The sequence below is a fragment of the Roseibium sp. genome, from assembly GCF_965276855.1.
Taxonomy (GTDB): Bacteria; Pseudomonadota; Alphaproteobacteria; order Rhizobiales; family Stappiaceae; genus Roseibium.
In genome coordinates this window covers 1,882,741-1,903,792 of record NZ_OZ255700.1, presented here as the reverse complement: position 1 = coordinate 1,903,792, position 21,052 = coordinate 1,882,741, and the positions used below count along the sequence as shown (strand labels likewise).

Sequence of the window (21,052 nt, the reverse complement as noted above, 5' to 3'; positions counted from 1 at the left end):
AATGCCCGAATTTAAAGGCGGATGCCTTTGTGGCGCGATCCGATACGAAGTGGCGGCCAAACCGGTCAATATGTGGAACTGTCACTGCACCGATTGTCAAAAGTCTTCCGGGGCCAGCTATGCGACAAATGTGTTTGTGAAGGTTGCGGACCTGACAATCACTAAGGGTGAGCCCGCAAGGTTTCAGCATCAGGCGGACAGCGGCAACACCATGACCAAGGAATACTGCTCAAACTGTGGTTCGCAGCTCTTTAACGGCAATTCCGGACGCCCGGCAATCAAGGTGATAAGGGCGGGCACCATCGATGACCCAAGCTTTGTCGTCCCGCGCGCCAATATCTATGCCTCACGAGCCCTCCCCGCCGCGATTGAAGGATCCACGATTCCGGCTTTCGACGAAATGCCTCCCGATCCATCGGTCTTTTTTACTAGATGAGGCCGATTGTCTCGGGAGTATGTGTTCCTTAGCGGACCCGCCGGCTCAAATGCGTTCCTGCAATGCTGTGAGACGCAGTGGTTGCGCCCGTCTCTGTGGGTACAGGTAGTGGGATAACGCTGCGATTTGCCGGCGGATTGTTAGAGACAACCGCACCGTTCGGACGCATGGCTCTTTGGGCGCGTTGACTCAAGCTCTCAGAGTAGTTGTGAAGGTGGTCGAATGGATCGTTCATTTTATTCCGGTTCATTGCGCCCTCCGCGTCTATGCGGGGCATGAACTGGAACAGAGTTGGATGCAGGCATCTGGCCTGTGGTCACGAGTGCCATATCGTCCTTCTCCGCCGGAGCACCCCGCCCGGGTTTGAGTTACAGAACGATGGCAGGTCTCCTGACTTGCGGGTCTTAGCTTCCTTGAGCCTTCCCGGGATCTCCCAGTGGCCAGTTCAAGGCTGCTCTCCGCTCACAGTTGCGGGGGCAGTCACGGATTTGGCTTTGTTGCTTAAAGCCGCACCGTATTCCCTTTTCATCCCAAGGTGAGCGAGTCACCGCCGGGAACCATCATCATCAGTCTCACCTGCCATGTAGAGCGTGTCAACTCGTCCAAACAGGCGGCAGGCGTAAGTATTGAAGGCGACGGGAGATCGTCGCCTTCATCTTTCCATGTCGCTCAGCTTGCGTTCTGTTTGCCGAGTGCCTCGAGCAACGTGCCGAGATTGTGCTGGAACATGGCCTCGTAGCTGGTCGCAGGTCCGCCGCGCTCGGACAGGGCATCGGAGAACAGGCGTCCGCCGATTTCGATGCCGGTTTCATCGGAGATCTGCTGGACAAGTGCCGGGCTGGTGATGTTTTCAACAAAGAGGGCGGCAGCGCCCTGGTCTTTCAGCTGTGCGATCAACACAGCAAGATCCCGCGCGGACGGCTCGGCTTCGGTGTCAATGCCGACCGGTGCCAGGAAGGTCAGGCCATAAGCGTCGGCGAGATAGCCGAACGCGTCATGCGCTGTGACCACCGTGCGGCGATCTTCTGGAAGAGCGGCAAGCTTCTTGCGGGTTTCCTTGTCGAGGGCTTCCAGCCTCGCAATGTAGGCGTCCGCGTTTGCGGTGAAGTCATCGGCATGCTCGGGCAGGGCCTTGCCCATGGCATCGGCGATATTGCGCACGTAGATGGCGCCATTTGTCAGAGAATTCCAGGCGTGCGGATCGGTTTCTCCGTCGACTTTCACCGGAGTGACGCCTTCCGTTGCCACAAAGACGGTTGCCTCCGTGCCGGATTCCTTGATCAAGGTATCGGACCAGGTTTCAAAACCGAGGCCGTTGACGAAGACCACATCGGCCTGCGCAACTGCTTTCGCATCCGCCACCGAAGGCTGATAAACGTGGGCATCGGCATCCGGACCAACAATGGTGGTGACGCTCGCATAGTCGCCCACCACTTGCTCGACCATGTCGCCAAGGATCGAGAAGCTGGCGACGACTTTGACGTCGTCATGCGCGGCAGCCGGCAGGCTCGCAAACGCCAGCGATGTGGCCGCGAAACCTGCGGCCAGGGTTTTCAAAAGGCTCATTGAGTTCCCTCTTCAATGTAGGTTTGTTCGATAGAAGGTATTTTCTTGGGTGACGGTTTGCGCAGGCGGGCGCCGAATCCGAGCGGTCCGAAAAGGGCCGAAATCAGGAAGAAACCGCCGGCGACCAGGACGATGGCAGGCCCCGAGGGAGTCTCGGGAAACAGGTAGGATAGGGTCAGCCCGATCCAACAGCTGGCAAGGGCAAAGACGAAGCCCAGCACAAGCTGGCCGGTGATCGTGCTTGCCCAATAGCGGGCAGCAGTTGCCGGCAAGATCATCAAGCCGACCGCCATCAACGTTCCGAGCGTCTTGAAGGCGGCAAGCAGGTTCAGCACCAGAAGCAGCATGAACCCCTGGTCGACCAGCCAGGGCCGCCGGGTCTGGGCCTCGAAGAAGATCGGATCGCAGGTGCTGACAATGAGGGGCCGGAGCAGGATTGCAAAGGCGATCAGGGTCACGGTCGCAACACCGCCGACGAGCATCATCGAGGCGTCGTCAATTCCGAGGATGGAGCCGAACAGGAAGCTCTTCAGCGGTACGGCGGATCCGGCTGCCGACAGAATGAAGATCCCGGCAGCCAGGGCGATAAGATAAAGGGACGCCAGGCTGGCATCGCTGCGCAGGATTGTTTTGCGCGCAAGAAGAGCAGTCAGGATCGCAACACCCACGCCGGCTACGAGCCCACCGACCAGCAAAGACACCACAGACAAACCGGCGGTGACAAAGCCGATGACGATGCCGGGCGTGATCGCATGCGCCATGGCTTCTCCGGCAAGGGATAGCCGCCGCAGGACCAAAAATGCTCCGATCGGAGCAACAGAGGCCGAAAGGACGGTGGTCGCGACAAAGGCCCGCCGCATGAAGACGAAGTCCCACATCTCCGAAAAAAGTTCAAACATGGGCAGCCTCCCTCCGTTGGGCGTTGCCCCGGAACATCCAAGAGGCCTGGCTTTCGGACATGTACCCCTGGGCAACGAGCCGGTCTGGCGTCAAAACCTCTTCAACCGTCCCCTGAGTTGCCATCCCACCGCCCAGAAGCAGGGCATGGCTGCAGTGATCGAGAACAGAGGACAGGTCATGCACAACAAGCACGACCGCCCGGCCTTCGGCGCGCCAGCGATCGATGATCGAAAGGAGGTGCGCTTCGGTGCTTTGGTCAACCGCAGCAAAAGGTTCATCGAGCAGGATCAAGGGAGCGTCCTGCAGGATCACGCGGGCAAACAAGGCCCGCTGCAGTTGCCCGCCGGACAGCATGTGTAGCGATCGGTCTGCCAGATCCAGAATGCCGGCTTCCTCAAGCGCTGCTGCCACCCGGTTCCGCCCCGTGCGGCCAAGGCCTGACCAAAGGCCAAACCCGCGCCAGGCGCCCATGGCTGCAAGATCCCGGACGCGGATCGGGAATCTACGGTCAAATTCGGTCAATTGTGCCAGATAGCCGACTTCCTGCGGGCGCCCGGCCGGCCAGGTGACACGGCCGGCAAGGGGATCCATCAACCCAAGCAGCATCTTGACGAAGGTGCTCTTGCCCGAGCCGTTGGCGCCGAGTACCGCCAGGGTGGTTCCGGCTTGAATGTCCAACGATAAATGCTTGAACAACGTCAGCTCGGGATATCCCAGAGCAAGATTCCGGATTTCGACAACTGCCGTCATCAAAGCACCGCCAGAATTGCAAGCCAGAGCGCGGCGGACAGACCGGCAGCACCGCCGATGAGGGCCGGCAGGCTCATTTCCGTCAGGCACGGAAACCGGCTCGCCGGAAGCGCCTTTGAAGCAGCGCGCCGGGTCATCGGGACAACTCGCGATGTTTGGAGATGGTGGGGATCAGCTCGGGTGCAATGACCCGGTTATCGCCGTGGGCTGGAAAATTGTTTCGAATCGCAATCGGGCGCATCGCCACCTCCGATGAGACGGGGGCATGGCGAGACCATATTGTCGAACGGCAGTGTCGGCCGCGTGGCACATTGGCTTCTCCCTCCGGGACACCCCGCCCGGGTTGTTGTGGTTGCGATGGCAGGTCTCCTGACTCGCGGGTCGAAGCTTCCCCGTACCTTCCCGGGCCATGCGATCATGGGCCCAGTGGCGTCGTTCGGGGTCGCTCTCCGCTCACAGTTGCGGGGGCAGTCACGGATTAGGCGCCCTTGCGGCTCTTCCTCACCGTGTTCCCTTTTCATCCCGCAGCGATTTCGTTCCGCGGGAACCATCAGCGCTCAGACTATTTGTGCAGACGCGAATGATCAATACGGAATTTATCTTATTCAGCGGGACCTTACAGGTCACTGAATAGGGCGTGCAAAAACCAAGGCAGAACGTGTTAGACATGCGAGTTGGTGCCGTCAGGCATCGCCCTGCAACAAAGCCTCGGCCTCAATTTCCACCTTGTGATCGCCGATCAATCCGGCAACGACCACAAGTGTGTTTGCCGGCTTGATGTCCGAGAAAACGCGGCCATGGGCGCGGGAGATGTCGAACACATCGGCCTCATCCGTGATAAAGATGCGTGTTCGAACAACATCATTTGCAGTCGCGCCAAGCGCTGAAAGCGCGGCGAGGATCTTGTCGAGAATGAAGGTGGTCTGTGCGGCGGCGTCTTCTGGCGCAACGGCCCGGGACGCGCCGGCCACCGCGGTCGTGCCCGAGACAAGAATGCGGTTGCCGATCCGATGGGCCCGGCAATATCCGGCAATCTCCTCCCAGTCGGATCCTGTCAAAACATGAGTTGCATCCGGACGGTGAGGTGCCGGGGCTGCCGCATGAGCACGCGGCATTTCTGACAGGTGATGACTGAGATCACCGGAGGCCGTTAGAAATGGCGGGCGGCGGTATTCATCGCCGCAGTCCCCCGGGACCGGTGTTGTCTGTGAAAAAGCCTTGCCCAACCGCGTGTTGTCTTCTTCATCGAGGGCGAAGGAGAACAGCTTTGCATTGTCTGCCATATGCTCGCTTTCACCTAGCCGGGCACCGACAATCACACCGGCGACTGCCGATTGCTCCAAAACCCAGCGCGTCGCCACGTTGGCGAGTGAGACATCGTGTTTTTGCGCTATGGAATTGGCTGCTTTCAGTATCGCCTGAAATCCGTCCCAGCCACCGGCAGCGTCGATGAAGCGCTTGTACTTCATTTTCGACCAGTCGGTGATGTCTGCAGGTTCAGGTTTGCCGAGCCAGCGATCCGACAGGAAGCCGCCACACAACGTGCCGTAACCAAGCAACCGGACGTCTCTTTCCGCACACAGATCGGACAAGGGGCCAAGCGCCCGCCGGTCGATCATGGAAAACGAAACCTGATTGCTGACAAGCGGAATGCCGTCCGACAGCGCAAGGCGCAGGTGCGCGGCATCGAAATTGGTGACGCCGAGTGCCCTGATCAGGCCCTCGTCCTTCAGTTTTGTCATTTCATGAAGGGCGTCCAGCCAGGCCGGGTGTTCAAAACTCCACCAATGAAACTGTAGGAGATCAACGCAGTCCGTGCCCAGCCGGTCGAGCCGTTCCTGAACGCCTGCGCGCACGACGTCGGCCGTCATCGGGCCCGGTTCCGGACACCATTTGGTGAAGACCTGGGGGCGGTTCTGTCCATCATGGCGCGCGAGCAATCGCCCGGAGATGATCTCAGCGCTGCCATAGTGATCGGCCATGTCGAAGGTGGAAAATCCGGCCTTCAGATAGGCTTCCAGGTGATCCGCACCTTTTTCCGGGTTGAGTTTCGAACCGTTCTTTTCGATATCGGCGACTTGCCAGAGGCCTGTCAAAACACGGCTGATTTCCAGGCCGTCAGCTAGGATCTGGCGCGGCGGATGGAGGGTCATGACTGGATCCTTCAGTTTTCCGGCAGGAGCAGCTTGAAACTGCGTTCAATGTCCAGGGCAAGAGCCTTTTGCGCGGCTGCCCGGTCTTTGGCACGCAATGCTGCGATGATCTCTTCGTGATGGATGTGTTCCGGGATTTCCGAGGCGGCCTTTTCCTGAACGACGAGGTTCAAAAAAGCTCCGTACTGGAGCCACAACGCCTCAACGAGCGGCAGGATGACCCGGGATCGGGACTGGCGGTAAAGGGTAAAGTGAAATTCATAGTTTTGGGTGAGGTCCGGTAACTCGCCTTCGGGCCGCGGCCGGGCAATGATTGTAGCAAGAGCATCGATCGCAGCGTCATCCATGTGGTCGATGGCTTCATCGAGCAGGATTGCCTCAAGTGCCAAACGGGCGGACTTCAGCTCACGCATGCGGTCGGCATCGAATGGCGGCACTTCTAGCGTCCGGCTGGGCGTATCCACCAAAGCCCCTTCAGCCACGAGGCGGCGCACGGCTTCCCGCACCGGCGTCATTGAGGTGCCGAGCTGATCAGCCAGTGTGCGCAGGCTTACACTTTCGCCGGGCGCAAAAGCGCCGCGCGTGAAAGCTTCACGCAGCGCTTCATAGACGCTCTCCCTCAGTTTCGACTGATCGATCCTGGCAATCTTTGGCTCGCTCATCCCTGTGCCTTTGGCCACGTTGGCTTCTTGTCTTGACAATCCGGTTTTGAGACATGGTATAAAATATCACAGATCACAAGCAAGGCGCCAAAACAAAAAAGTGGGGAGCGCGGTGGCGGAAGATATTGACGGGTCGGACCGTGTGGCAGCGGCAGAGGCTGGCGACGGCTTCTGGCTCTATGATTTGAAAGTCGAGACGGTTCTGGACGGTCGAACACCTGTGTGCCGGCATGTCGAAGGCGAGAGTTTCGCGGTCGAGGGGGAGGCGCTGGTCTTCAACGAGGGCCAGCGGGTGTCCATGTACGCGCTCGCTGCCGTGTTGCCGCTCCTTCCTGCAAAACAACGCCCCACAAGTCCAAACGACTGGATGAGCACGGATGCGGAAGTTGCCTGTCCAGATCCGCATTGCGGCGGGCGGTTCCGGATCACACGGACGAAAAAGCGCTGGTTCAGCCATTCCGAGACAACCGGATTACCCGATCAGCGCAGCACACCTTACTGGCAGAAGGATGAGGCGGAATGACAGCTGAAACCGCAGAGCTCCGGCCCGGCTACGCCATCTCCCGTGTTGTCAAAGGTGGATGGCAACTTGCTGGCGATCATGGCCCTGTTGATCCATCTGCCGCTATTGCGGATATGGAAGCCTTTCTTGACGCTGGCATAACGTCCTTCGACTGCGCTGACATCTATACCGGCGTTGAAGAGATGATCGGCAGCTTCATCTCTGATGTTCGCCAGCGGCGTGGGGCGGAGATTGCGGACCGGGTGCAGGTTCACACCAAACTGGTACCGGATCTGGAAAGGCTTGAAGACCTCTCGGCAGACGAGGTGGAAGCCATTGTCGATCGTTCCTTGAAGCGCCTTCAGATCGAGCGCTTGCACCTGGTTCAATTCTACTGGTGGGACACATCGATTGGCGCGCCAGTCAAGGCGATGGAGACGCTCAAGCGCTGTCAGGAAAAAGGCAAAATCGCCCATCTTGGGGTCACCAACTGGGACGTTAAAGAAACCGCGCCTTATCTGGATGCCGGGATCGATCTGGTCTCGACACAGGTGCAGTACTCTGTCCTAGACCGCCGCGCTGCCAAGGTCCTGGCGCCATGGGGAGCGGCTCATGATGTCCAGCTTTTGTGCTACGGTACGCTGGCCGGCGGGTTCTTGACCGAGAACTGGCTTGGAAAACCGGACCCGGGCTTTCAATTCGAAAACCGCTCCCTGATTAAATACCGCCTTATCATTGACGAATTTGGAACCTGGGACAGGTTTCAAACCCTGCTTCTTTTGCTCAATGACATTGGACGGCGGCACAGTGTGTCCTTAAGCTCAGTTGCGACCCGCTGGGTGTTGCAGCAGCCCCAGGTCGCAGCGGCGATTGTCGGTGCCCGCTATGCGCGGCACCTACCGAAAACCCTGGAGGTTTTCCAGTTTGAGCTCGATGCAGAGGATCTCTCGCGCATTGACGCACTGCTTCAAACGGCGCCGGGCCCACAAGGTGACGTGTTTGGGCTGGAACGCGACCGGAACGGACGTCATGGCCGGATCATGAAATACAATCTCAACACCCGTCCGGACGATGCCGTTTTGGGGGCGGTCAATGGGTGAGCCGATCCTTAGACTGGCGGACGTCTCACGCGCCTTCGGCGATTTTCTTGCTGTGGATGGGGTGTCGCTGGATATCCGGAGCGGGTCGATCACTGGTCTCATTGGCCCAAACGGTGCCGGCAAGTCGACACTTTTCAACGTCGTCGCCGGAGATTTGGCGCCAAGTGCCGGCCGGGTGGTGTTTGATGGTCAGGACATTTCGAGCCTTGCACCGGAACGCCGTTTCGCCGCCGGTCTTGGCCGGACCTTTCAGATCCCGCGCCCTTTCAAGCGGATGAGCGTGCTGGAAAATGTCATGCTTGCACCACTTGATCAGAGCGGGGAGGGGCTGCTGACCCCGGTTTTTGGCCGTGGCCGGATCCGCCGGGAGGAAGCTGCCATACGAAAGCGCGCCCTTGAGGTGCTTGACTTCGTAACGCTCCGTCCGCTCGCGGACCAGCCGGCCGGCAAGATATCGGGCGGTCAGATGAAGCTGCTGGAATTGGCCCGTGTCCTGATGGGCGATCCGAAACTGATCCTTTTGGACGAACCGGCTGCAGGTGTGAACCCGGCACTCACGGAAGTTCTGATAGGCAAGATCGAAGAGCTCAACCGGTCTGGAAAAACCTTCCTCATCATTGAACACGATATGGATTTCGTGATGCGCCACTGCGATCCGGTCATCGCCCTTGCCGAGGGACGCGTGGTCTTTGAAGGTTCGGCAGAAGAGGCACAGTCTAATCCTGTGCTACTGGACGCATATCTTGGAGCGCCGGTCGATGCCTGAAGCTGTGCTTTCCGTCGACAATTTGACTGCCGGCTACGTTCCGGATTTGCCGATCTTGCGGGATGTGTCCGTGACTGCCGAACAGGAAAAACTGACGGTCATTATCGGCCCCAACGGGGCAGGAAAGTCGACCTTGATCAAGGCAGTTATCGGCCTTTTACCGGTTTCCAGGGGAAGTATCACAGCCAACGGTCAAGATATCACGGGCCTATCTCCTGATCGCATGACAAGCGCGGGCATTGCCTATGTCCCGCAAACGGACAATGTGTTCAGGACGCTGACGATTCGTCAGAACCTTGATTTGGCTTTGCAAAGACACGCGCACGCTGCGGAAAAACTCTCAGACCTCTACGAGCGGTTCCCGGTTCTCGCAGACAAGCAGCGGGACAAGGCGGGGTCTTTGTCCGGCGGGCAGCGGCAGTTCCTCGCTGTCGCCATGGCATTGGCAGCAGATCCAGTTTTGATCCTGATGGACGAACCATCGGCCGGCCTTTCACCCAAGGCTGCCGAAGAGGTGCTCGATCATGCCAAACAACTCACGAGCTTGGGCGTGACCATTTTGCTGGTTGAGCAGAACGTCAAACAAGCTCTGAAGCGGGCCGATCATTGTTATGTGCTCGCCGAGGGCCGAAACCAGATTGACGGGCCTGCAACGGATCTATTGCAGGATCCGGCACTCGGCCGGATTTATCTCGGCGGGGAAAGGCGGGTGCCGGCATGATCCAGCATCTCGTCGACGGTATCCTGGTCGGATCGTTCCTGTCGCTTGGCGCAATTGGCCTGACGATGGCCATGCACATCCTGCGCTTCGCGAATTTCTCTCACGCCGAGCTTTTGTCGATCGGCGCTTACTGCGCTTTGGTTTTTGACAAGGTGTTCGAGAGCCTCTTGCCGGTTCTTGCGGAAAAAATCGGGCCGCTGTCCATGACAGGCGCGCTTGCCATTTCGATCGTCTTGTCGATGGCGATAACCGGGCTGTCCGCTGTCTTGATCGACCGGTTTATCTTCCAACGGGTGCGGCAAAAGGGTGAAGAGCTGTCCATGGTGTTTGCATCCTTTGGCATGGCGCTCATCATCCGGAACATCATTGGTTTGGTGTTTGGCCTGTCGGCGGAGCTCTATTCCAGGGACATTGCCTTCGCGATGATCCTTTCGCGGGATCCGTTGCTTCTTGTCAAACCGGATCAGGTTTTCGTCCTGATCGCGGCGTTGATCCTGATGTTTGCGCTGCACCTTGTGTTGTCGCGGACAACATTCGGCTTTTCTCTGCGTGCGGTCGCTGAAAACCCGAACCTTGCACAGGTGCACGGGGTCAATCTCAAACGCATGATCGCGGCTGTCTGGATAATAGGCGGCGGGCTAGGTGCGGTTGCCGGGATCTTCTATGGTCTCAGCTACCAGATCACGCCCGTCATGGGCCGGGATCTGGTCTTGCCGATCTTTGCTGCGACCATTGTTGGCGGGATCGGCAGTGTTTATGGAGCGGTGCTCGGCGGGTTCATTGTCGGAATTGCGTCAAACCTCGCGTTGGTGATCCTGCCATCCGGGTACAGCCCGTCGGTGCCATTCCTGATGATCCTGGCTGTCCTTCTTGTGCGTCCCAATGGTTTGTTTGGGGAGGCGCGGGTATGATCGGTGTGATCTCCTATCTGGTGTTCTTTTCAACAGTCGCCGCGATCCTCGCGATTGCCGTTTTAGGATTGAACCTTCAGTGGGGCAACACGGGGCTGTTCAACGGCGGTGTTGTTGCCTCCTTCGGGGCAGGCGCCTACGGAACACTGATCCTCGGTGGCACGCCTCAGAATGGGCATTTGGGTGGTTTCGAGCTCTTTTATCCGCTCGCGCTCCTTGGCGGCATGATCTTCGCCGGTGTGTTGGCCTGGGTGGTCGGCAAACTCACCTTGCGTCTCCGGCATGATTATTTGGCGATTGCAACGTTCGGGGTGGCCGTTGCCTTTGAAAATGTCATGCGCAACGCCACCGCAGTTACAGGTGGTGCTCAAGGCATCAGAGGGTTCGAACGGCCGCTTCAAAGCCTTATTGGGAGTGGCTTCGCCTATAATGTGGTGTTCCTCGTCGCCGTTCTGATTTGCCTTACCCTCGTCTATGTCTTTCTGGAACGCCTTACGGTTTCCCCCTTCGGACGTTTGCTCCGGGCTATCCGGGAGGATGAAACCGCAGCCCGGTCTCTCGGCAAATCACCCGATAAGGTGAGGCTTGCAGCCTTCGTCACCGGATCCGTGATTATCGGGTTGGCGGGTTCGCTTTACGGAACATTCTATGCCTTTGTCAGCCCGCAGGATGTTTTGCCAATCCTGACCTTTCAGATCTGGGCGATGCTGATTGTCGGCGGCGCCGGTAACAACAAAGGTGCAATGGCAGGAGCATTTTTGATTTGGGGTTCCTGGACGTTCTCAGGCTGGGCCCTGTCCCGCTTTGCGCCCGTCGAGGTTCAACTTTACACCGGTTCGATCCAGTTCGTTCTGATCGGCATGGTGATCGTCGGCATGCTGCTTTGGAGACCACAAGGTCTGTTCCCCGAGCGGCTGGTCGTTTCGCAACCCGGAGGAGGAAGCCGGGGAAAGACACAAGCAGAGGGACTAACATGAAAAAAGCACTAGTTTTTGCCGCAGTTGCCGCGGGCATGACGACGCTGAGTACCGGCGTTCAGGCTCAGGACTGCACCACAAAAATCGGCGCCGCATTGCCGACATCCGTCGACTGGGGACGGCCAATTGCCGAAGTGGCGCAATTTGCCGTTGATCAGGTTAATGAAGCAGGCGGCGCTGGTGGCTGTACCATCGAGATGGTCTTGCGGGACACCCAGGTGGATCCAAAAGTTGGCGTCGATGCAGCGAAGGCGCTTGTTGACCTTGAAGGCGTCAAGGTTCTGCTCGGTGCCGTCTCTTCTGGTGTTTCCATGCCGATCCTGACCTCGGTCACTGTACCTGCCGGTGTCATGCAGATGTCCTGCTGTTCTTCTTCCACGGCGTTCACCAAGCTGTCGGAGGAAGGCAAGACCAACGGGCTCTGGTTCCGGACCTTTGCAACCACCGGCGTGCAATCTGCAATGGGCGCGAAGGTGGCTGCAGATAAGGGCTGGAAGTCTGTCGCCATTCTCTATAAGAACGATGACTGGGGCCAGGACATGTCCCGTCTGATCGCAGCAGACTTCGCAGCCGCGGGCGTTGAAGTGACAGCCAACGTTGCGATCAATGATGCCCAACCGTCTTACCGTGCCGAAGTCACCGAAGCTTTGACCAGCCAGCCCGATGCGCTTTACCTCGCCCTGTATCCTACGGAGGGCAAGTCAGCGGTTCGCGAGTGGATTTCGCTTGGTGGAACACAGAACATGATCCTGGCGAACTCTCTGAAATCCGATGAGTTCCGGGACAGCGTCGGCCTGCAATATCTCGGAAACGCGCTCGGCACAGATACGGCTTCACCGCGGGTCGAGAGCGCGGATGCTTTCAAGGCTGCATATGAAGCGAAATTCGGATCACAGCCGAACGGCCCGGGTCTGGCAAACAGCTATGACGCAGCAATGATCGCCTTGCTTGCGATGGAAGCGGCCGGCAAGGATGCTTCCGGTGCCGACATCGCTGCAGCGGTTGTCAAGGTGACGGATCCGAATGGCACGGCGATCACTGCAGATACCGCCGGGTTCAAGGCCGCAAAAACCACGCTCGCGGAGGGCGGCACCGTGATGTACCAGGGCGCGACCGGGAATGTCCGCTTTGATGCCAATGGAGACGTCTCCGCACCGGCCGTTGTCTGGAAGTTCACCGACAGCGGTACGGAAGAGGTTGAATATCTGTCCTTGACCGAAGTCGATGCTTTCATTGCATCCTTGAAGAAATAAGGTTTTCCAAATGTGAAGTTCGAAGCCAGGCTGCCCGGTGCAGCCTGGCTTTTTTTGATGCCGGTCTCGTCAAGTTGCCAATACGGTGTTCACTGCTGCTTTGGTTGCGCTCACGACTGTGTCGACTTCTGCCTGATTTATGCAAAGCGGCGGCGCAAATCCGAGAATGTCGCCTTGCGGCATGGCTCGGGAAATGACGCCATGTTTCAAGAGCTCACCGGCAAGGGTTGGGCCGATCTTTCGCGCCGGGTCAAAGAATGTCCTTGAAGATCTGTCTTCGACAAACTCAATCGCCATAAGAAGGCCTTCGCCGCGAATGTCGCCAACATTTGGGTGATCATCCAGCGCGTCTTGAAGGGCAGCCTTCATGTAAGTGCCCATTGCTGTTGCATTCTTTACGAGGCCAAGGCTGTCGACCAGTTCCAAATTCGCGATACCTGCGGCCGCTCCAATCGGATGCGCGGAATAGGTCCAGCCGTGGCCGATTGGTCCGTTTTCATCCGTACCCTGCTCCAGGATTTTCCAGACCTTGTCGGACACTATGGAACCGGACAACGGCGCGTAAGCAGACGTCAGGCCTTTGGCGATCGTGATGATGTCAGCTTCGATGGTGTAGTGTTCGGAACCAAACATCGATCCAAGTCTGCCGAAGCCGGTGACGACTTCATCGGCAATCAAAAGAATGTCGTGTTTCTTCAAGATCGGCTGGATGGCCTCCCAATAGCCCTGCGGCGGCGGCACAAGTCCGCCTGTTCCGAGCGCGGGTTCGCCGATGAAAGCGGCAATTGTTTCCGGGCCTTCCCGCTCAATCATGGTTTCCAGTTCTGAAGCACAATGGGCCACGAACTCCGCTTCGCTCATGGTTGTGTCGGGGCGGCGGAAATAATAGGGAGCCTCCGTGTGAAGCACTTGCGCCAGTGGCAGATCAAACTTCTTGTGAAAGAGCTCCAGACCGGTCAGCGACCCTGTCATCAGGCCAGAGCCATGATACCCGCGCCATCGCGATATGATCTTCTTCTTTTCTGGTCGGCCGAGGATATTGTTGTAATACCAGACCAGCTTGATGTTGGTCTCGTTGGCATCGGACCCGCCCAGACCGAAATAGACCTTCGACATGTTGTCGGGTGCACGGTCGAGGATCATCTTGGACAACGTGATCGAGGCTTCCGTGCCGTGACCGACATAGGAATGGTAGTAGGCCAGCTTCTTGGCTTGTTCCGCAATTGCATCTGAGATTTCAGATCGGCCATATCCAACGTTTACGCAGTAAAGTCCGGCAAATGCATCAAGCAGTTTGGTGCCGTTACGATCCTCGATATAGACCCCTGAACCGGTTTCGACGACCCGGCTGGGTGCTTCACCGCGCGCGTGTTGGGCGAGGTGCGTTGAGGGGTGAAAGAAGTTTTCACGATCCCATTGATCGAGCGTGTCGTTGCGCAGCATCTTAGTCCTCATTTCTTTGAAGTTTTACGCCCAGTCACGGCAGACGTATTTGATGTCCATGAATTCGGCCATGCCCATGCGCGCCCCTTCGCGGCCAAGGCCGGATTGCTTCATCCCTCCAAAGGGAATAGGAGCGCCGGTCACCTTGGTACGGTTGATTGCAACCATCCCGAATTGGAGTTGCCGGCTCGCCCGGTAGATCCGGCGAGGATCGCTGGTGTGGACATAAGCAATCAGCCCGTAGTCGGTCGCATTCGCGCGGGCGATAACGTCGTCTTCATCGTCAAAGGGGCAGATCGCGGCGACCGGACCGAAGGTTTCTTCCCGCATGATCAACGCGTTGGCTGGAACGTCTTTCAACACGGTTGGTTGGAAAAACAGGTTTCCGGCAGGATGGCGCCCGCCGCCACATAAAACTTCGGCACCGTTATCCAGCACATCGGCAACATGTGCTTCCTGTTTTTGGATGGCACCCAAGTTCATCAAAGGGCCGATATCGGGATCCGTGATGCCAGGTCCGACGGAAAGCTGTCGCGTGCGCTCGGTGAAACCCTGGCAGAATGCGTCGTAGATGGGTCGTTCCACGAAGAACCGGTTGGCGCCGAGACAGTCTTGTCCGGATGTTGCGAATTTCGCTTTGATCGCTTCATCAATTGCCCGGTCCAGGTCGCAGTCGGCGAAGACCAGAAAGGGTGCATGTCCCCCAAGTTCCAGAACGAGTTTTTTGAATGTGGCTGCGCTTTGCCGATAGAGCAGCCGGCCGATTTCCGTTGACCCTGTGAAGGAAACGACCCGAACACGCTTGTCGTCCATCCAGGCGGGGACAATTGTCTCAGGCCGCCCCGTGATCACGTTGAAGACCCCGGCCGGAAAGCCTGCCCGTTCAGCAAGTTCGGCCAAGGCGAGTGCGGAGTAAGGTGTTTCACACGACGGGTGAACGAGGACCGGGCACCCTGCGGCCAAAGCTGCCGCAGCCTTTCGCGTGATCATTGCGTGCGGGAAGTTCCAGGGCGTGATCAGCGCGGCAACACCAGCCGGTTCCATCCAGAGTTCCACTTCTGCATCCGGCAGATGGGACGTTATCCCTTCAATGTTTGGGCGTTTTGCTTCTTCTGCATAAAATTCCACAAACGATGCACCATAGTCGATCTCACCACGTGCTTCCGACAGAGGCTTCCCCTGCTCCAGTGTCATGAGCTGAGCCAGATCTTCCTTGTTCTCGATTATCAGCTCGAACAAGCGGCGTAAAATGCGCGCGCGATCTTGCGGCATGAGCGCAGCCCAGCCCGGAAACGCTCTCGCCGCGGCGTCGACCGCAGCGGCGCTATCTCCAGCGGTCAGCTGGGCAACATCCCCGATAACTGCTCCAGTTGCCGGATCGGATACCTCAAAAGCAACGTTGTCCGCGCCTGCCACCCAGTGCCCATCGACATAGGAAAAGGAGCGTAAGAGGCGCATGTCGGCCAAATTCGCTGAAACTGTTTCGTGCTGCAGAGCTAGGGTCATCGTTCGGGTCTCCGATTGCGTGAGCAAACGTTAGGCGGAGACCGGCAGATGAAAGTTCTGTATTTGGATGGCGCGCAGGACGATTTATCTGTTTGACGCCGAATTGCTTACAGGATCGTCTTGCAAGAGGCTGTGCAAGGGGAGTTGAGACCGGCTTTTCACCGGTTTCGTAACCACATAGGTGTAATAGCGCGCCAGCCCGGTTTTCCCGGCAAGGAGCGTGTCGATGAGCCGCTGGTAGCTGTCGATGTCTCTGGTGACGATGTTGAGGATATAATCCAGGCCGCCGCCGATCGCCCAGCAGGCAACGATCTCATCATGTAGATCAACCATGCGTTCGAACTGTTGAAAGCTCTCTGACCGGTGGTCTTCCAGCTCAACGGTTACAAACACCTCTATATGAGGAGCGACCTGTTTGAGTGAGATCTCGGCGCGGTATCCTGAGATAATCCCGTGCTTTTCAAGGCGCTTCAGTCTCTCCCAAAGCGGGGTGGGCGAAAGATTGACGCGCTTTGCAAGCTCGGCTTTGGAAAGCCGCCCCTCCTTGGACAGGGTGGAGAGGATTTTCAGATCGCGATCGTCAAGTTTTAAGGTCATGATGAGACCATGAGCATGCAGTCAGCGCTTGTCAATTGTCATGAAAAAGATAAGCTTTAAATCATGACAATATGGAATACTCCACCAAAGAAGCTTGATCGTCCGGCCTACCGGTCCCTGGCGGACTGGATCTGTGCGGCAATCAAGCGCGGAGATCTGGCAGACGGCGAAAAACTGCCGCCGCACAGAGATCTTTCCTACAAGCTTGCAATCAGTGTTCAAACCGTGAGCCGGGCTTATGATCTTCTGATCCGTCGCGGGCTTGTCAAAGGAGAGGTTGGCCGGGGGACTTATGTAAACGCGCGGCCGGTGGAAACGTCGCCGCCGTATCTTCCGCATCTCATTGGGGATCAGCTTGTCGATTTCTCAAACTTGAAGCCGGTCACTGGTCAGTTGCACATGGATTGTATGCGCCGGGCTCTGAGTGGCCTTTCGGGCGATATTAGCGAAAGCGCACTGCTCTCTTTCCGGCCAGCAACCACCTTGCGGCCGTATCTGCCGGCAGCCGTCTCCTGGTTGGAGAAATGCGGGCTGACTTGTTCTTCAGATCAGATCATCATGACGAATGGAAGCAGTTCGGCCATGGCGATTGCCCTGATGACGGCTGTCGATGGCAGCGAGGTGATCGCGACCGACGCGGTCTGTCACTACCCGCTTTCTAGACTGTCGCAGTACATGAACTTCAATTTGGCCGGTCTGCCGGTGGACGAAGAGGGAATTCTTCCCGCTGTACTTGATGAGATGTGTCGTCAAAAGCCCGTTAAGGCATTATTCCTATTGCCAAATGGACTGGGGCCGATGGCCTTGACCATGGGCTTGCAGCGGCGTGAGCAGTTGGTCACACTCGCGCGGAAGTATGATTTTTTGATCATTGAAAATGACGCTTGGGGGCCTCTGCAGCCGCGCCGGTTACCGCCGATTGCAGCATTGGCTCCAGAGCGTACTTTTTATTTCACCAGCTTCACGAAGTGCCTTTTGCCTGGCTTGCGGCACGGTTATCTGGTCGCGCCAGAGGCGTTTGCGTCCGCGGCCTCAAATCGTCACCTGGTGATGGACTGGATTGCAACGCCGTTCATGGCTGAATTGGCCGCGCGGTGGATTGAAGATGGAACGGCTGAAGAGTTGCTGTCCTGGCAGAAAACGGCCCTCAAGCGGCGCAACACGTTAGCGCATGAGCTTCTGGAAGGTGTGCCATTTAACAAAAGCCCAAACGGATTGCACATTTGGCTGCCATTGCCGGACGGATGGGGCGAAGACAGCTTCATTGAAGCTGCACGTCAAAAAGGGATTGTAGTTGCTCCGGGTTCTGCTTTCGCCTTGCCGGGGGCAGCCGCGGCCCACGGAGTGCGGATTTGCCTGGGCAATATGGCAGAGGAACAGTTCATTTTCGGAATGCAGCAGCTCGCTGTGCTGTGTCACAGCAAACCGGAAGCGGAGATTTTCGCGCTGTAACGAAGTGAAGTGATCAAGCGAAAAATGTCATGATTTAATGTTTCGATTGACCTGATATTTATTGCGCTTCACTCTCATTCCCTGAGAAACACGGGAGCGGATAGTGAAAAGCAGCTGGCATGCAGATCGTCCTCTCATTTGGATCAGGTGATCAGCGTGAACCATTGTATCGATCAGTTTGATTTTTTGGCGGCCGCAGAGCGGATCAAGCCGCACGTCCGGCGCACGCCCATGGCGCCCTCCGAGAGCCTGTCTGAAAAAGCTGGCGTGCCGGTTTTCTTGAAGCTGGAGCATCTTCAGACGACGGGAAGCTTCAAACTGCGGGGCGCGACCAATGCGGTCTCCAAATTGACCGCAGACCAGCGGCAAAAGGGTGTCGTGTGTGTATCCACCGGAAACCACGGCCGCGGATTGGCTTATGCAGCTAAGAAGGCAGGGATTTCCTGTACGATTTGCATGTCGCGCCTGGTTCCGCAAAACAAGGTCGATGCGATTGCGGAACTTGGAGCCGAGATCCGGATAACCGGCGCGTCCCAGGATGAAGCTCAGCTGGAGGCGAGCCGCCTGGTTCTCGAGGAGGGTCTTGTACTTCTGCCGCCGTTTGATCATCCAGACATTATCAGCGGGCAAGGAACACTCGGACTGGAAATTTTGGAGGAGGTCCCGGAGGTTCAGACTGTTCTTGTCCCCTTGTCGGGCGGCGGTTTGATCGCGGGTGTTGCCTCTGCACTGAAGGCTGCAGGGTCTGCGGTGAAAGTTGTTGGACTGTCCATGGAGCGGGGCGCGGCGATGGCGGCCTCGCTGACAGCAGGCCGCCCGGTTCAGGTCACCGAAGAGCCCAGCCTCGCAGACTCGCTCGGCGGCGGCATCGGTCTCGACAATCAGTTTACATATGAAACCACCCGAGAACTTGTCGACGACATTGTTCTGCTCACCGAGGCCGAAATTGCAGCCGGAATTCGTCATGCTTATTGGCAAGAACGTCAAGTCGTTGAGGGCAGTGGCGCGGTTGGGATTGCTGGTCTGTTAGCTGGAAAAGTAAATTCAATAGGGCCCGTCGCTGTCCTGCTGACCGGCTGTAACATCGATATGAACCTGCATCACCGCGTTATCTCCGGAGAGGACGTTGATCTCGCGAACAGCGAGGAAGTTTGACCCATGCCGCAAATCACTATTCTGACCGAAACAGAGCTGCGCAAGGCGGTTCCGCTTAACATCGACGCCGTTGAGCAGATCGAGCGAGCTTTCGCGGCCCTGGCAAGTGGAAAGGTCGTGATGCCGCCGATCCTCTCCATGGAGATTCCAGACTTCAACGGCGAAGTTGACGCGAAAACTGCCTACGTTCCGGGCCTCGATAGCTTTGCGCTGAAAGTATCTCCCGGCTTTTTCGACAATCCAAAGATCGGTCTGCCGAGCAATTCCGGTTTGATGATCTTGTTTTCGGCACGGACCGGGTTCGTCGAAGCCGTGATGCTTGACAATGGATATCTGACAGAAGTTCGAACAGCCGCAGCCGGTGCCGTTGCAGCGAAACACTTGGCGCCTGATCAGGCAACAAGCGCTTGTATTGTTGGGGCTGGACTGCAGGCGAAACTGCAGCTGCAGGCACTGTGCCTTGTGCGCCCGATCAAACACGCAGCGATTTGGGCGCGGGACATATCCAAGGCGCAAGTGGCCGCAGACGAGTTGACGTCCCATCTGGGAATCGAGGTGTCGCCGGTTTCGGACCTTGCAGGCGCTGTCGAAGCTGCCGATGTGGTCGTCACCACGACCCCGAGCACCGAACCGCTTATTAAGGCCGAATGGTTGCGTGCCGGACATCACATCACAGCCATGGGATCCGACCAGCACACTAAGAATGAATTGGAGCCGGCCTGCCTGGCGCGGGCCGATCTTTATGTGCCGGACCGGCAATCTCAGACCGAGTTGATGGGAGAGCTGCGATCAGCTTTGGCTGCAGGCTCTGTCAGTACCGGGGCTAGCTTCAGTGAACTCGGAGACATCGTCTCGGGGAATGCGAGAGGGCGTGCGTCTGATGCTGAAATCACGATCTGCGACCTCACCGGAACGGGGGTGCAGGACACGGCAATTGCAACATTCGCCCGCGCGCAGGCTCTGTCGCTGCAAGCGGGAACGACAATCGACACATGATGAGCCGGGGATCGTTTGATGATTGAACTCACGCTTCGTTTTTCGAGAGACGAGTACCAGCGGCGTGTCGACAAGACCCGCAAGGCAATGGAAACGGCAGGGCTGGAGCTGCTAATCGTTTCTGACCCGTCCAATATGAACTGGCTGACCGGATACGACGGCTGGTCCTTTTATGTTCATCAGGCGGTGTTGTTGTCCTTGGATGGCGAGCCGGTCTGGTTCGGCCGGGGGCAAGACGCCAATGGAGCGCTGCGCACCTGTTTCATGGATCCTTCCAACATCATCGGGTATCCGGATCACTATGTGCAGTCCACGGAGCGGCATCCGATGGACGACTTGTCTGCCAAGATCGAGGAGCGCGGCTGGGCGAACCTGAGTATCGGCGTGGAGATGGACAATTACTATTTCTCCGCAGCCGCGTTTGCCTCGCTGCAAAAGCACCTGCCGAACGCCCGCTTTCAAGATGCCAATGCGCTGGTCAATTGGCAGCGGGCGGTCAAATCTGCACCGGAACTCGACTACATGCGTATGGCCGGGAAAAAGGTAGAGAAAATCCACGCCCGCATTCTGGAGAAGGCGGAGCCGGGTCTTCGCAAATGCGATCTTGTGGCCGACATCTATGATGCGGGCTTGCGCTATGATGCACTCCTGGATGCTGGCGGGGATTATCCGGCCATCGTGCCGCTAGTGCCCTCGGGCAGTGACGCAGCGGCCCCGCATCTGACATGGGATGACCAGCCGATGAAGGCCGGTGAGGGAACCTTCTTTGAGGTCGCGGGCGTTCACAACCGGTACCATTGTCCGCTTTCGCGCACGCTTTACCTCGGAAAGCCGCCGCAAAAGTTTCTTGATGCGGAAAAGGCCGTGTTGGAGGGACTGGAAGCAGGGCTTGAAGTCGCAAAGGCTGGAAACCGGTGTGAAGACATCGCCCATGCGTTTTTCCGGGTCTTGAAAAAACACGGCATCACCAAGGACAATCGCACCGGGTATCCGATCGGGTTGTCCTATCCCCCGGATTGGGGCGAACGGACCATGTCACTGCGCAGCGGGGATACATCCATTCTGGAAGAAAACATGACCTTCCATTTCATGACCGGCCTCTGGATGGAAGACTGGGGATTTGAGATCACGGAAAGCATCGTCATAGGCACAAACGAACCGGAGTGCCTCGCCAATGTGCCCCGGCGCTTGTTTGTGAAGGACTGA

Annotated in this window: 21 protein-coding genes and 2 riboswitches; of the genes, 12 read left to right on the top strand and 9 right to left on the bottom strand. The window is 57.6% G+C overall.

Annotation, left to right across the window (positions count from 1 at the left end):
• The first annotated feature begins 1 nt into the window (after nucleotide 1).
• A complete protein-coding gene (locus ACQY4Z_RS08665; RefSeq protein ID WP_428528434.1) occupies nucleotides 2-436 on the top strand; it encodes a GFA family protein in 435 nt (144 codons plus the stop codon).
• A gap of 363 nt (nucleotides 437-799) precedes the next feature.
• A riboswitch (cobalamin riboswitch) is annotated at nucleotides 800-1,013 on the bottom strand.
• 92 nt (nucleotides 1,014-1,105) lie between these two features.
• On the opposite strand, the gene ACQY4Z_RS08660 is transcribed toward ACQY4Z_RS08665, so the two are convergent.
• The 6 genes from ACQY4Z_RS08660 to ACQY4Z_RS08635 form a co-directional block, all read right to left on the bottom strand.
• Entirely contained in the window at nucleotides 1,106-2,002 is an 897-nt protein-coding gene (locus ACQY4Z_RS08660) for a metal ABC transporter solute-binding protein, Zn/Mn family (protein ID WP_428528432.1), read from the bottom strand.
• Nucleotides 1,999-2,901 carry a metal ABC transporter permease gene (locus tag ACQY4Z_RS08655; protein ID WP_428528430.1) on the bottom strand — a complete coding sequence of 301 codons (903 nt, stop codon included), beginning with the start codon at nucleotides 2,899-2,901 and terminating at the stop codon, nucleotides 1,999-2,001. Before ACQY4Z_RS08655 ends, ACQY4Z_RS08660 begins: the two co-directional genes overlap by 4 nt.
• A complete protein-coding gene (locus tag ACQY4Z_RS08650; protein WP_428528428.1) occupies nucleotides 2,894-3,652 on the bottom strand; it encodes a metal ABC transporter ATP-binding protein in 759 nt (252 codons plus the stop codon). The genes ACQY4Z_RS08655 and ACQY4Z_RS08650 overlap by 8 nt, the downstream gene beginning before the upstream one ends.
• The gene (locus tag ACQY4Z_RS08645; RefSeq protein ID WP_428528426.1) at nucleotides 3,652-3,789 is read right to left on the bottom strand and encodes a hypothetical protein; all 138 of its coding nucleotides are present in this window, start codon (nucleotides 3,787-3,789) and stop codon (nucleotides 3,652-3,654) included. The genes ACQY4Z_RS08650 and ACQY4Z_RS08645 overlap by 1 nt, the downstream gene beginning before the upstream one ends.
• A 205-nt stretch (nucleotides 3,790-3,994) precedes the next feature.
• Nucleotides 3,995-4,219, bottom strand: a riboswitch (cobalamin riboswitch).
• A 116-nt stretch (nucleotides 4,220-4,335) separates the two neighbouring features.
• Entirely contained in the window at nucleotides 4,336-5,805 is a 1,470-nt protein-coding gene (locus ACQY4Z_RS08640; RefSeq protein WP_428528424.1) for an aldo/keto reductase, read from the bottom strand.
• Nucleotides 5,806-5,816: 11 nt separating this feature from the next.
• Nucleotides 5,817-6,467: a GntR family transcriptional regulator gene (locus tag ACQY4Z_RS08635; RefSeq protein ID WP_428528422.1), complete on the bottom strand. Its 651-nt coding sequence runs from the start codon at nucleotides 6,465-6,467 to the stop codon at nucleotides 5,817-5,819.
• A 112-nt stretch (nucleotides 6,468-6,579) separates the two neighbouring features.
• Here ACQY4Z_RS08635 and ACQY4Z_RS08630 point away from each other — a divergent pair, with 112 nt between their 5' ends.
• From ACQY4Z_RS08630 to ACQY4Z_RS08600, 7 genes are read left to right on the top strand one after another with little or no spacing between them, the layout of a single operon-like run.
• Entirely contained in the window at nucleotides 6,580-6,990 is a 411-nt protein-coding gene (locus ACQY4Z_RS08630; RefSeq protein WP_428528420.1) for a TIGR04076 family protein, read from the top strand.
• Nucleotides 6,987-8,069 carry an aldo/keto reductase gene (locus ACQY4Z_RS08625; RefSeq protein WP_428528418.1) on the top strand — a complete coding sequence of 361 codons (1,083 nt, stop codon included), beginning with the start codon at nucleotides 6,987-6,989 and terminating at the stop codon, nucleotides 8,067-8,069. The genes ACQY4Z_RS08630 and ACQY4Z_RS08625 overlap by 4 nt, the downstream gene beginning before the upstream one ends.
• Nucleotides 8,062-8,835, top strand: a complete 774-nt coding sequence (locus ACQY4Z_RS08620) for an ABC transporter ATP-binding protein (RefSeq protein WP_428528416.1) — start codon at nucleotides 8,062-8,064, stop codon at nucleotides 8,833-8,835. Before ACQY4Z_RS08625 ends, ACQY4Z_RS08620 begins: the two co-directional genes overlap by 8 nt.
• Nucleotides 8,828-9,556 carry an ABC transporter ATP-binding protein gene (locus ACQY4Z_RS08615; protein ID WP_428528414.1) on the top strand — a complete coding sequence of 243 codons (729 nt, stop codon included), beginning with the start codon at nucleotides 8,828-8,830 and terminating at the stop codon, nucleotides 9,554-9,556. Before ACQY4Z_RS08620 ends, ACQY4Z_RS08615 begins: the two co-directional genes overlap by 8 nt.
• A complete protein-coding gene (locus tag ACQY4Z_RS08610) occupies nucleotides 9,553-10,467 on the top strand; it encodes a branched-chain amino acid ABC transporter permease (RefSeq protein WP_428528412.1) in 915 nt (304 codons plus the stop codon). The genes ACQY4Z_RS08615 and ACQY4Z_RS08610 overlap by 4 nt, the downstream gene beginning before the upstream one ends.
• Nucleotides 10,464-11,444: a branched-chain amino acid ABC transporter permease gene (locus ACQY4Z_RS08605; protein ID WP_428528410.1), complete on the top strand. Its 981-nt coding sequence runs from the start codon at nucleotides 10,464-10,466 to the stop codon at nucleotides 11,442-11,444. The genes ACQY4Z_RS08610 and ACQY4Z_RS08605 overlap by 4 nt, the downstream gene beginning before the upstream one ends.
• Entirely contained in the window at nucleotides 11,441-12,697 is a 1,257-nt protein-coding gene (locus tag ACQY4Z_RS08600; RefSeq protein WP_428528408.1) for an ABC transporter substrate-binding protein, read from the top strand. The genes ACQY4Z_RS08605 and ACQY4Z_RS08600 overlap by 4 nt, the downstream gene beginning before the upstream one ends.
• Nucleotides 12,698-12,766: 69 nt before the next feature.
• Here ACQY4Z_RS08600 and ACQY4Z_RS08595 read toward each other — a convergent pair whose 3' ends face one another.
• The 3 genes from ACQY4Z_RS08595 to ACQY4Z_RS08585 all read right to left on the bottom strand — a co-directional run bounded on the left by ACQY4Z_RS08595 (nucleotide 12,767) and on the right by ACQY4Z_RS08585 (nucleotide 16,243).
• A complete protein-coding gene (locus tag ACQY4Z_RS08595; protein ID WP_428528406.1) occupies nucleotides 12,767-14,140 on the bottom strand; it encodes an aspartate aminotransferase family protein in 1,374 nt (457 codons plus the stop codon).
• A 24-nt stretch (nucleotides 14,141-14,164) separates the two neighbouring features.
• On the bottom strand, nucleotides 14,165-15,646 hold the full coding sequence (locus ACQY4Z_RS08590) for an NAD-dependent succinate-semialdehyde dehydrogenase (RefSeq protein ID WP_428528404.1): 1,482 nt from the start codon (nucleotides 15,644-15,646) through the stop codon (nucleotides 14,165-14,167).
• An 84-nt stretch (nucleotides 15,647-15,730) separates the two neighbouring features.
• Complete coding sequence (locus ACQY4Z_RS08585) at nucleotides 15,731-16,243, bottom strand: Lrp/AsnC family transcriptional regulator (RefSeq protein ID WP_428528402.1); 513 nt, start codon at nucleotides 16,241-16,243, stop codon at nucleotides 15,731-15,733.
• A gap of 63 nt (nucleotides 16,244-16,306) precedes the next feature.
• Here ACQY4Z_RS08585 and ACQY4Z_RS08580 point away from each other — a divergent pair, with 63 nt between their 5' ends.
• From ACQY4Z_RS08580 to doeA, 4 genes are all read left to right on the top strand, one after another.
• On the top strand, nucleotides 16,307-17,695 hold the full coding sequence (locus ACQY4Z_RS08580) for a PLP-dependent aminotransferase family protein (RefSeq protein ID WP_428528400.1): 1,389 nt from the start codon (nucleotides 16,307-16,309) through the stop codon (nucleotides 17,693-17,695).
• Nucleotides 17,696-17,851: 156 nt separating this feature from the next.
• A complete protein-coding gene (gene eutB / locus ACQY4Z_RS08575) occupies nucleotides 17,852-18,850 on the top strand; it encodes a hydroxyectoine utilization dehydratase EutB (RefSeq protein WP_428528398.1) in 999 nt (332 codons plus the stop codon).
• Between the two features lie 3 nt (nucleotides 18,851-18,853).
• On the top strand, nucleotides 18,854-19,846 hold the full coding sequence (locus ACQY4Z_RS08570) for a cyclodeaminase (RefSeq protein ID WP_428528396.1): 993 nt from the start codon (nucleotides 18,854-18,856) through the stop codon (nucleotides 19,844-19,846).
• Nucleotides 19,847-19,867: 21 nt separating this feature from the next.
• Nucleotides 19,868-21,052, top strand: coding sequence for an ectoine hydrolase DoeA (doeA, locus tag ACQY4Z_RS08565; protein ID WP_428529490.1), 1,185 nt, complete (start codon nucleotides 19,868-19,870; stop codon nucleotides 21,050-21,052).

Excerpts from the sequence above, each read along its gene's own strand:
- ACQY4Z_RS08635 (WP_428528422.1), bottom strand. The coding sequence starts at position 6,467 with ATGAGCGAGCCAAAGATTGCCAGGATCGATCAGTCGAAACTGAGGGAG.
- ACQY4Z_RS08610 (WP_428528412.1), top strand. The coding sequence starts at position 9,553 with ATGATCCAGCATCTCGTCGACGGTATCCTGGTCGGATCGTTCCTGTCG.
- ACQY4Z_RS08570 (WP_428528396.1), top strand. The coding sequence starts at position 18,854 with ATGCCGCAAATCACTATTCTGACCGAAACAGAGCTGCGCAAGGCGGTT.
- ACQY4Z_RS08625 (WP_428528418.1), top strand. The coding sequence starts at position 6,987 with ATGACAGCTGAAACCGCAGAGCTCCGGCCCGGCTACGCCATCTCCCGT.
- ACQY4Z_RS08665 (WP_428528434.1), top strand. The coding sequence starts at position 2 with ATGCCCGAATTTAAAGGCGGATGCCTTTGTGGCGCGATCCGATACGAA.
- ACQY4Z_RS08600 (WP_428528408.1), top strand. The coding sequence starts at position 11,441 with ATGAAAAAAGCACTAGTTTTTGCCGCAGTTGCCGCGGGCATGACGACG.
- ACQY4Z_RS08585 (WP_428528402.1), bottom strand. The coding sequence starts at position 16,243 with ATGACCTTAAAACTTGACGATCGCGATCTGAAAATCCTCTCCACCCTG.
- ACQY4Z_RS08650 (WP_428528428.1), bottom strand. The coding sequence starts at position 3,652 with ATGACGGCAGTTGTCGAAATCCGGAATCTTGCTCTGGGATATCCCGAG.
- ACQY4Z_RS08645 (WP_428528426.1), bottom strand. The coding sequence starts at position 3,789 with ATGACCCGGCGCGCTGCTTCAAAGGCGCTTCCGGCGAGCCGGTTTCCG.
- ACQY4Z_RS08580 (WP_428528400.1), top strand. The coding sequence starts at position 16,307 with ATGACAATATGGAATACTCCACCAAAGAAGCTTGATCGTCCGGCCTAC.
- ACQY4Z_RS08605 (WP_428528410.1), top strand. The coding sequence starts at position 10,464 with ATGATCGGTGTGATCTCCTATCTGGTGTTCTTTTCAACAGTCGCCGCG.
- ACQY4Z_RS08660 (WP_428528432.1), bottom strand. The coding sequence starts at position 2,002 with ATGAGCCTTTTGAAAACCCTGGCCGCAGGTTTCGCGGCCACATCGCTG.
- ACQY4Z_RS08615 (WP_428528414.1), top strand. The coding sequence starts at position 8,828 with ATGCCTGAAGCTGTGCTTTCCGTCGACAATTTGACTGCCGGCTACGTT.
- ACQY4Z_RS08640 (WP_428528424.1), bottom strand. The coding sequence starts at position 5,805 with ATGACCCTCCATCCGCCGCGCCAGATCCTAGCTGACGGCCTGGAAATC.
- ACQY4Z_RS08595 (WP_428528406.1), bottom strand. The coding sequence starts at position 14,140 with ATGCTGCGCAACGACACGCTCGATCAATGGGATCGTGAAAACTTCTTT.
- ACQY4Z_RS08590 (WP_428528404.1), bottom strand. The coding sequence starts at position 15,646 with ATGACCCTAGCTCTGCAGCACGAAACAGTTTCAGCGAATTTGGCCGAC.
- ACQY4Z_RS08655 (WP_428528430.1), bottom strand. The coding sequence starts at position 2,901 with ATGTTTGAACTTTTTTCGGAGATGTGGGACTTCGTCTTCATGCGGCGG.
- ACQY4Z_RS08620 (WP_428528416.1), top strand. The coding sequence starts at position 8,062 with ATGGGTGAGCCGATCCTTAGACTGGCGGACGTCTCACGCGCCTTCGGC.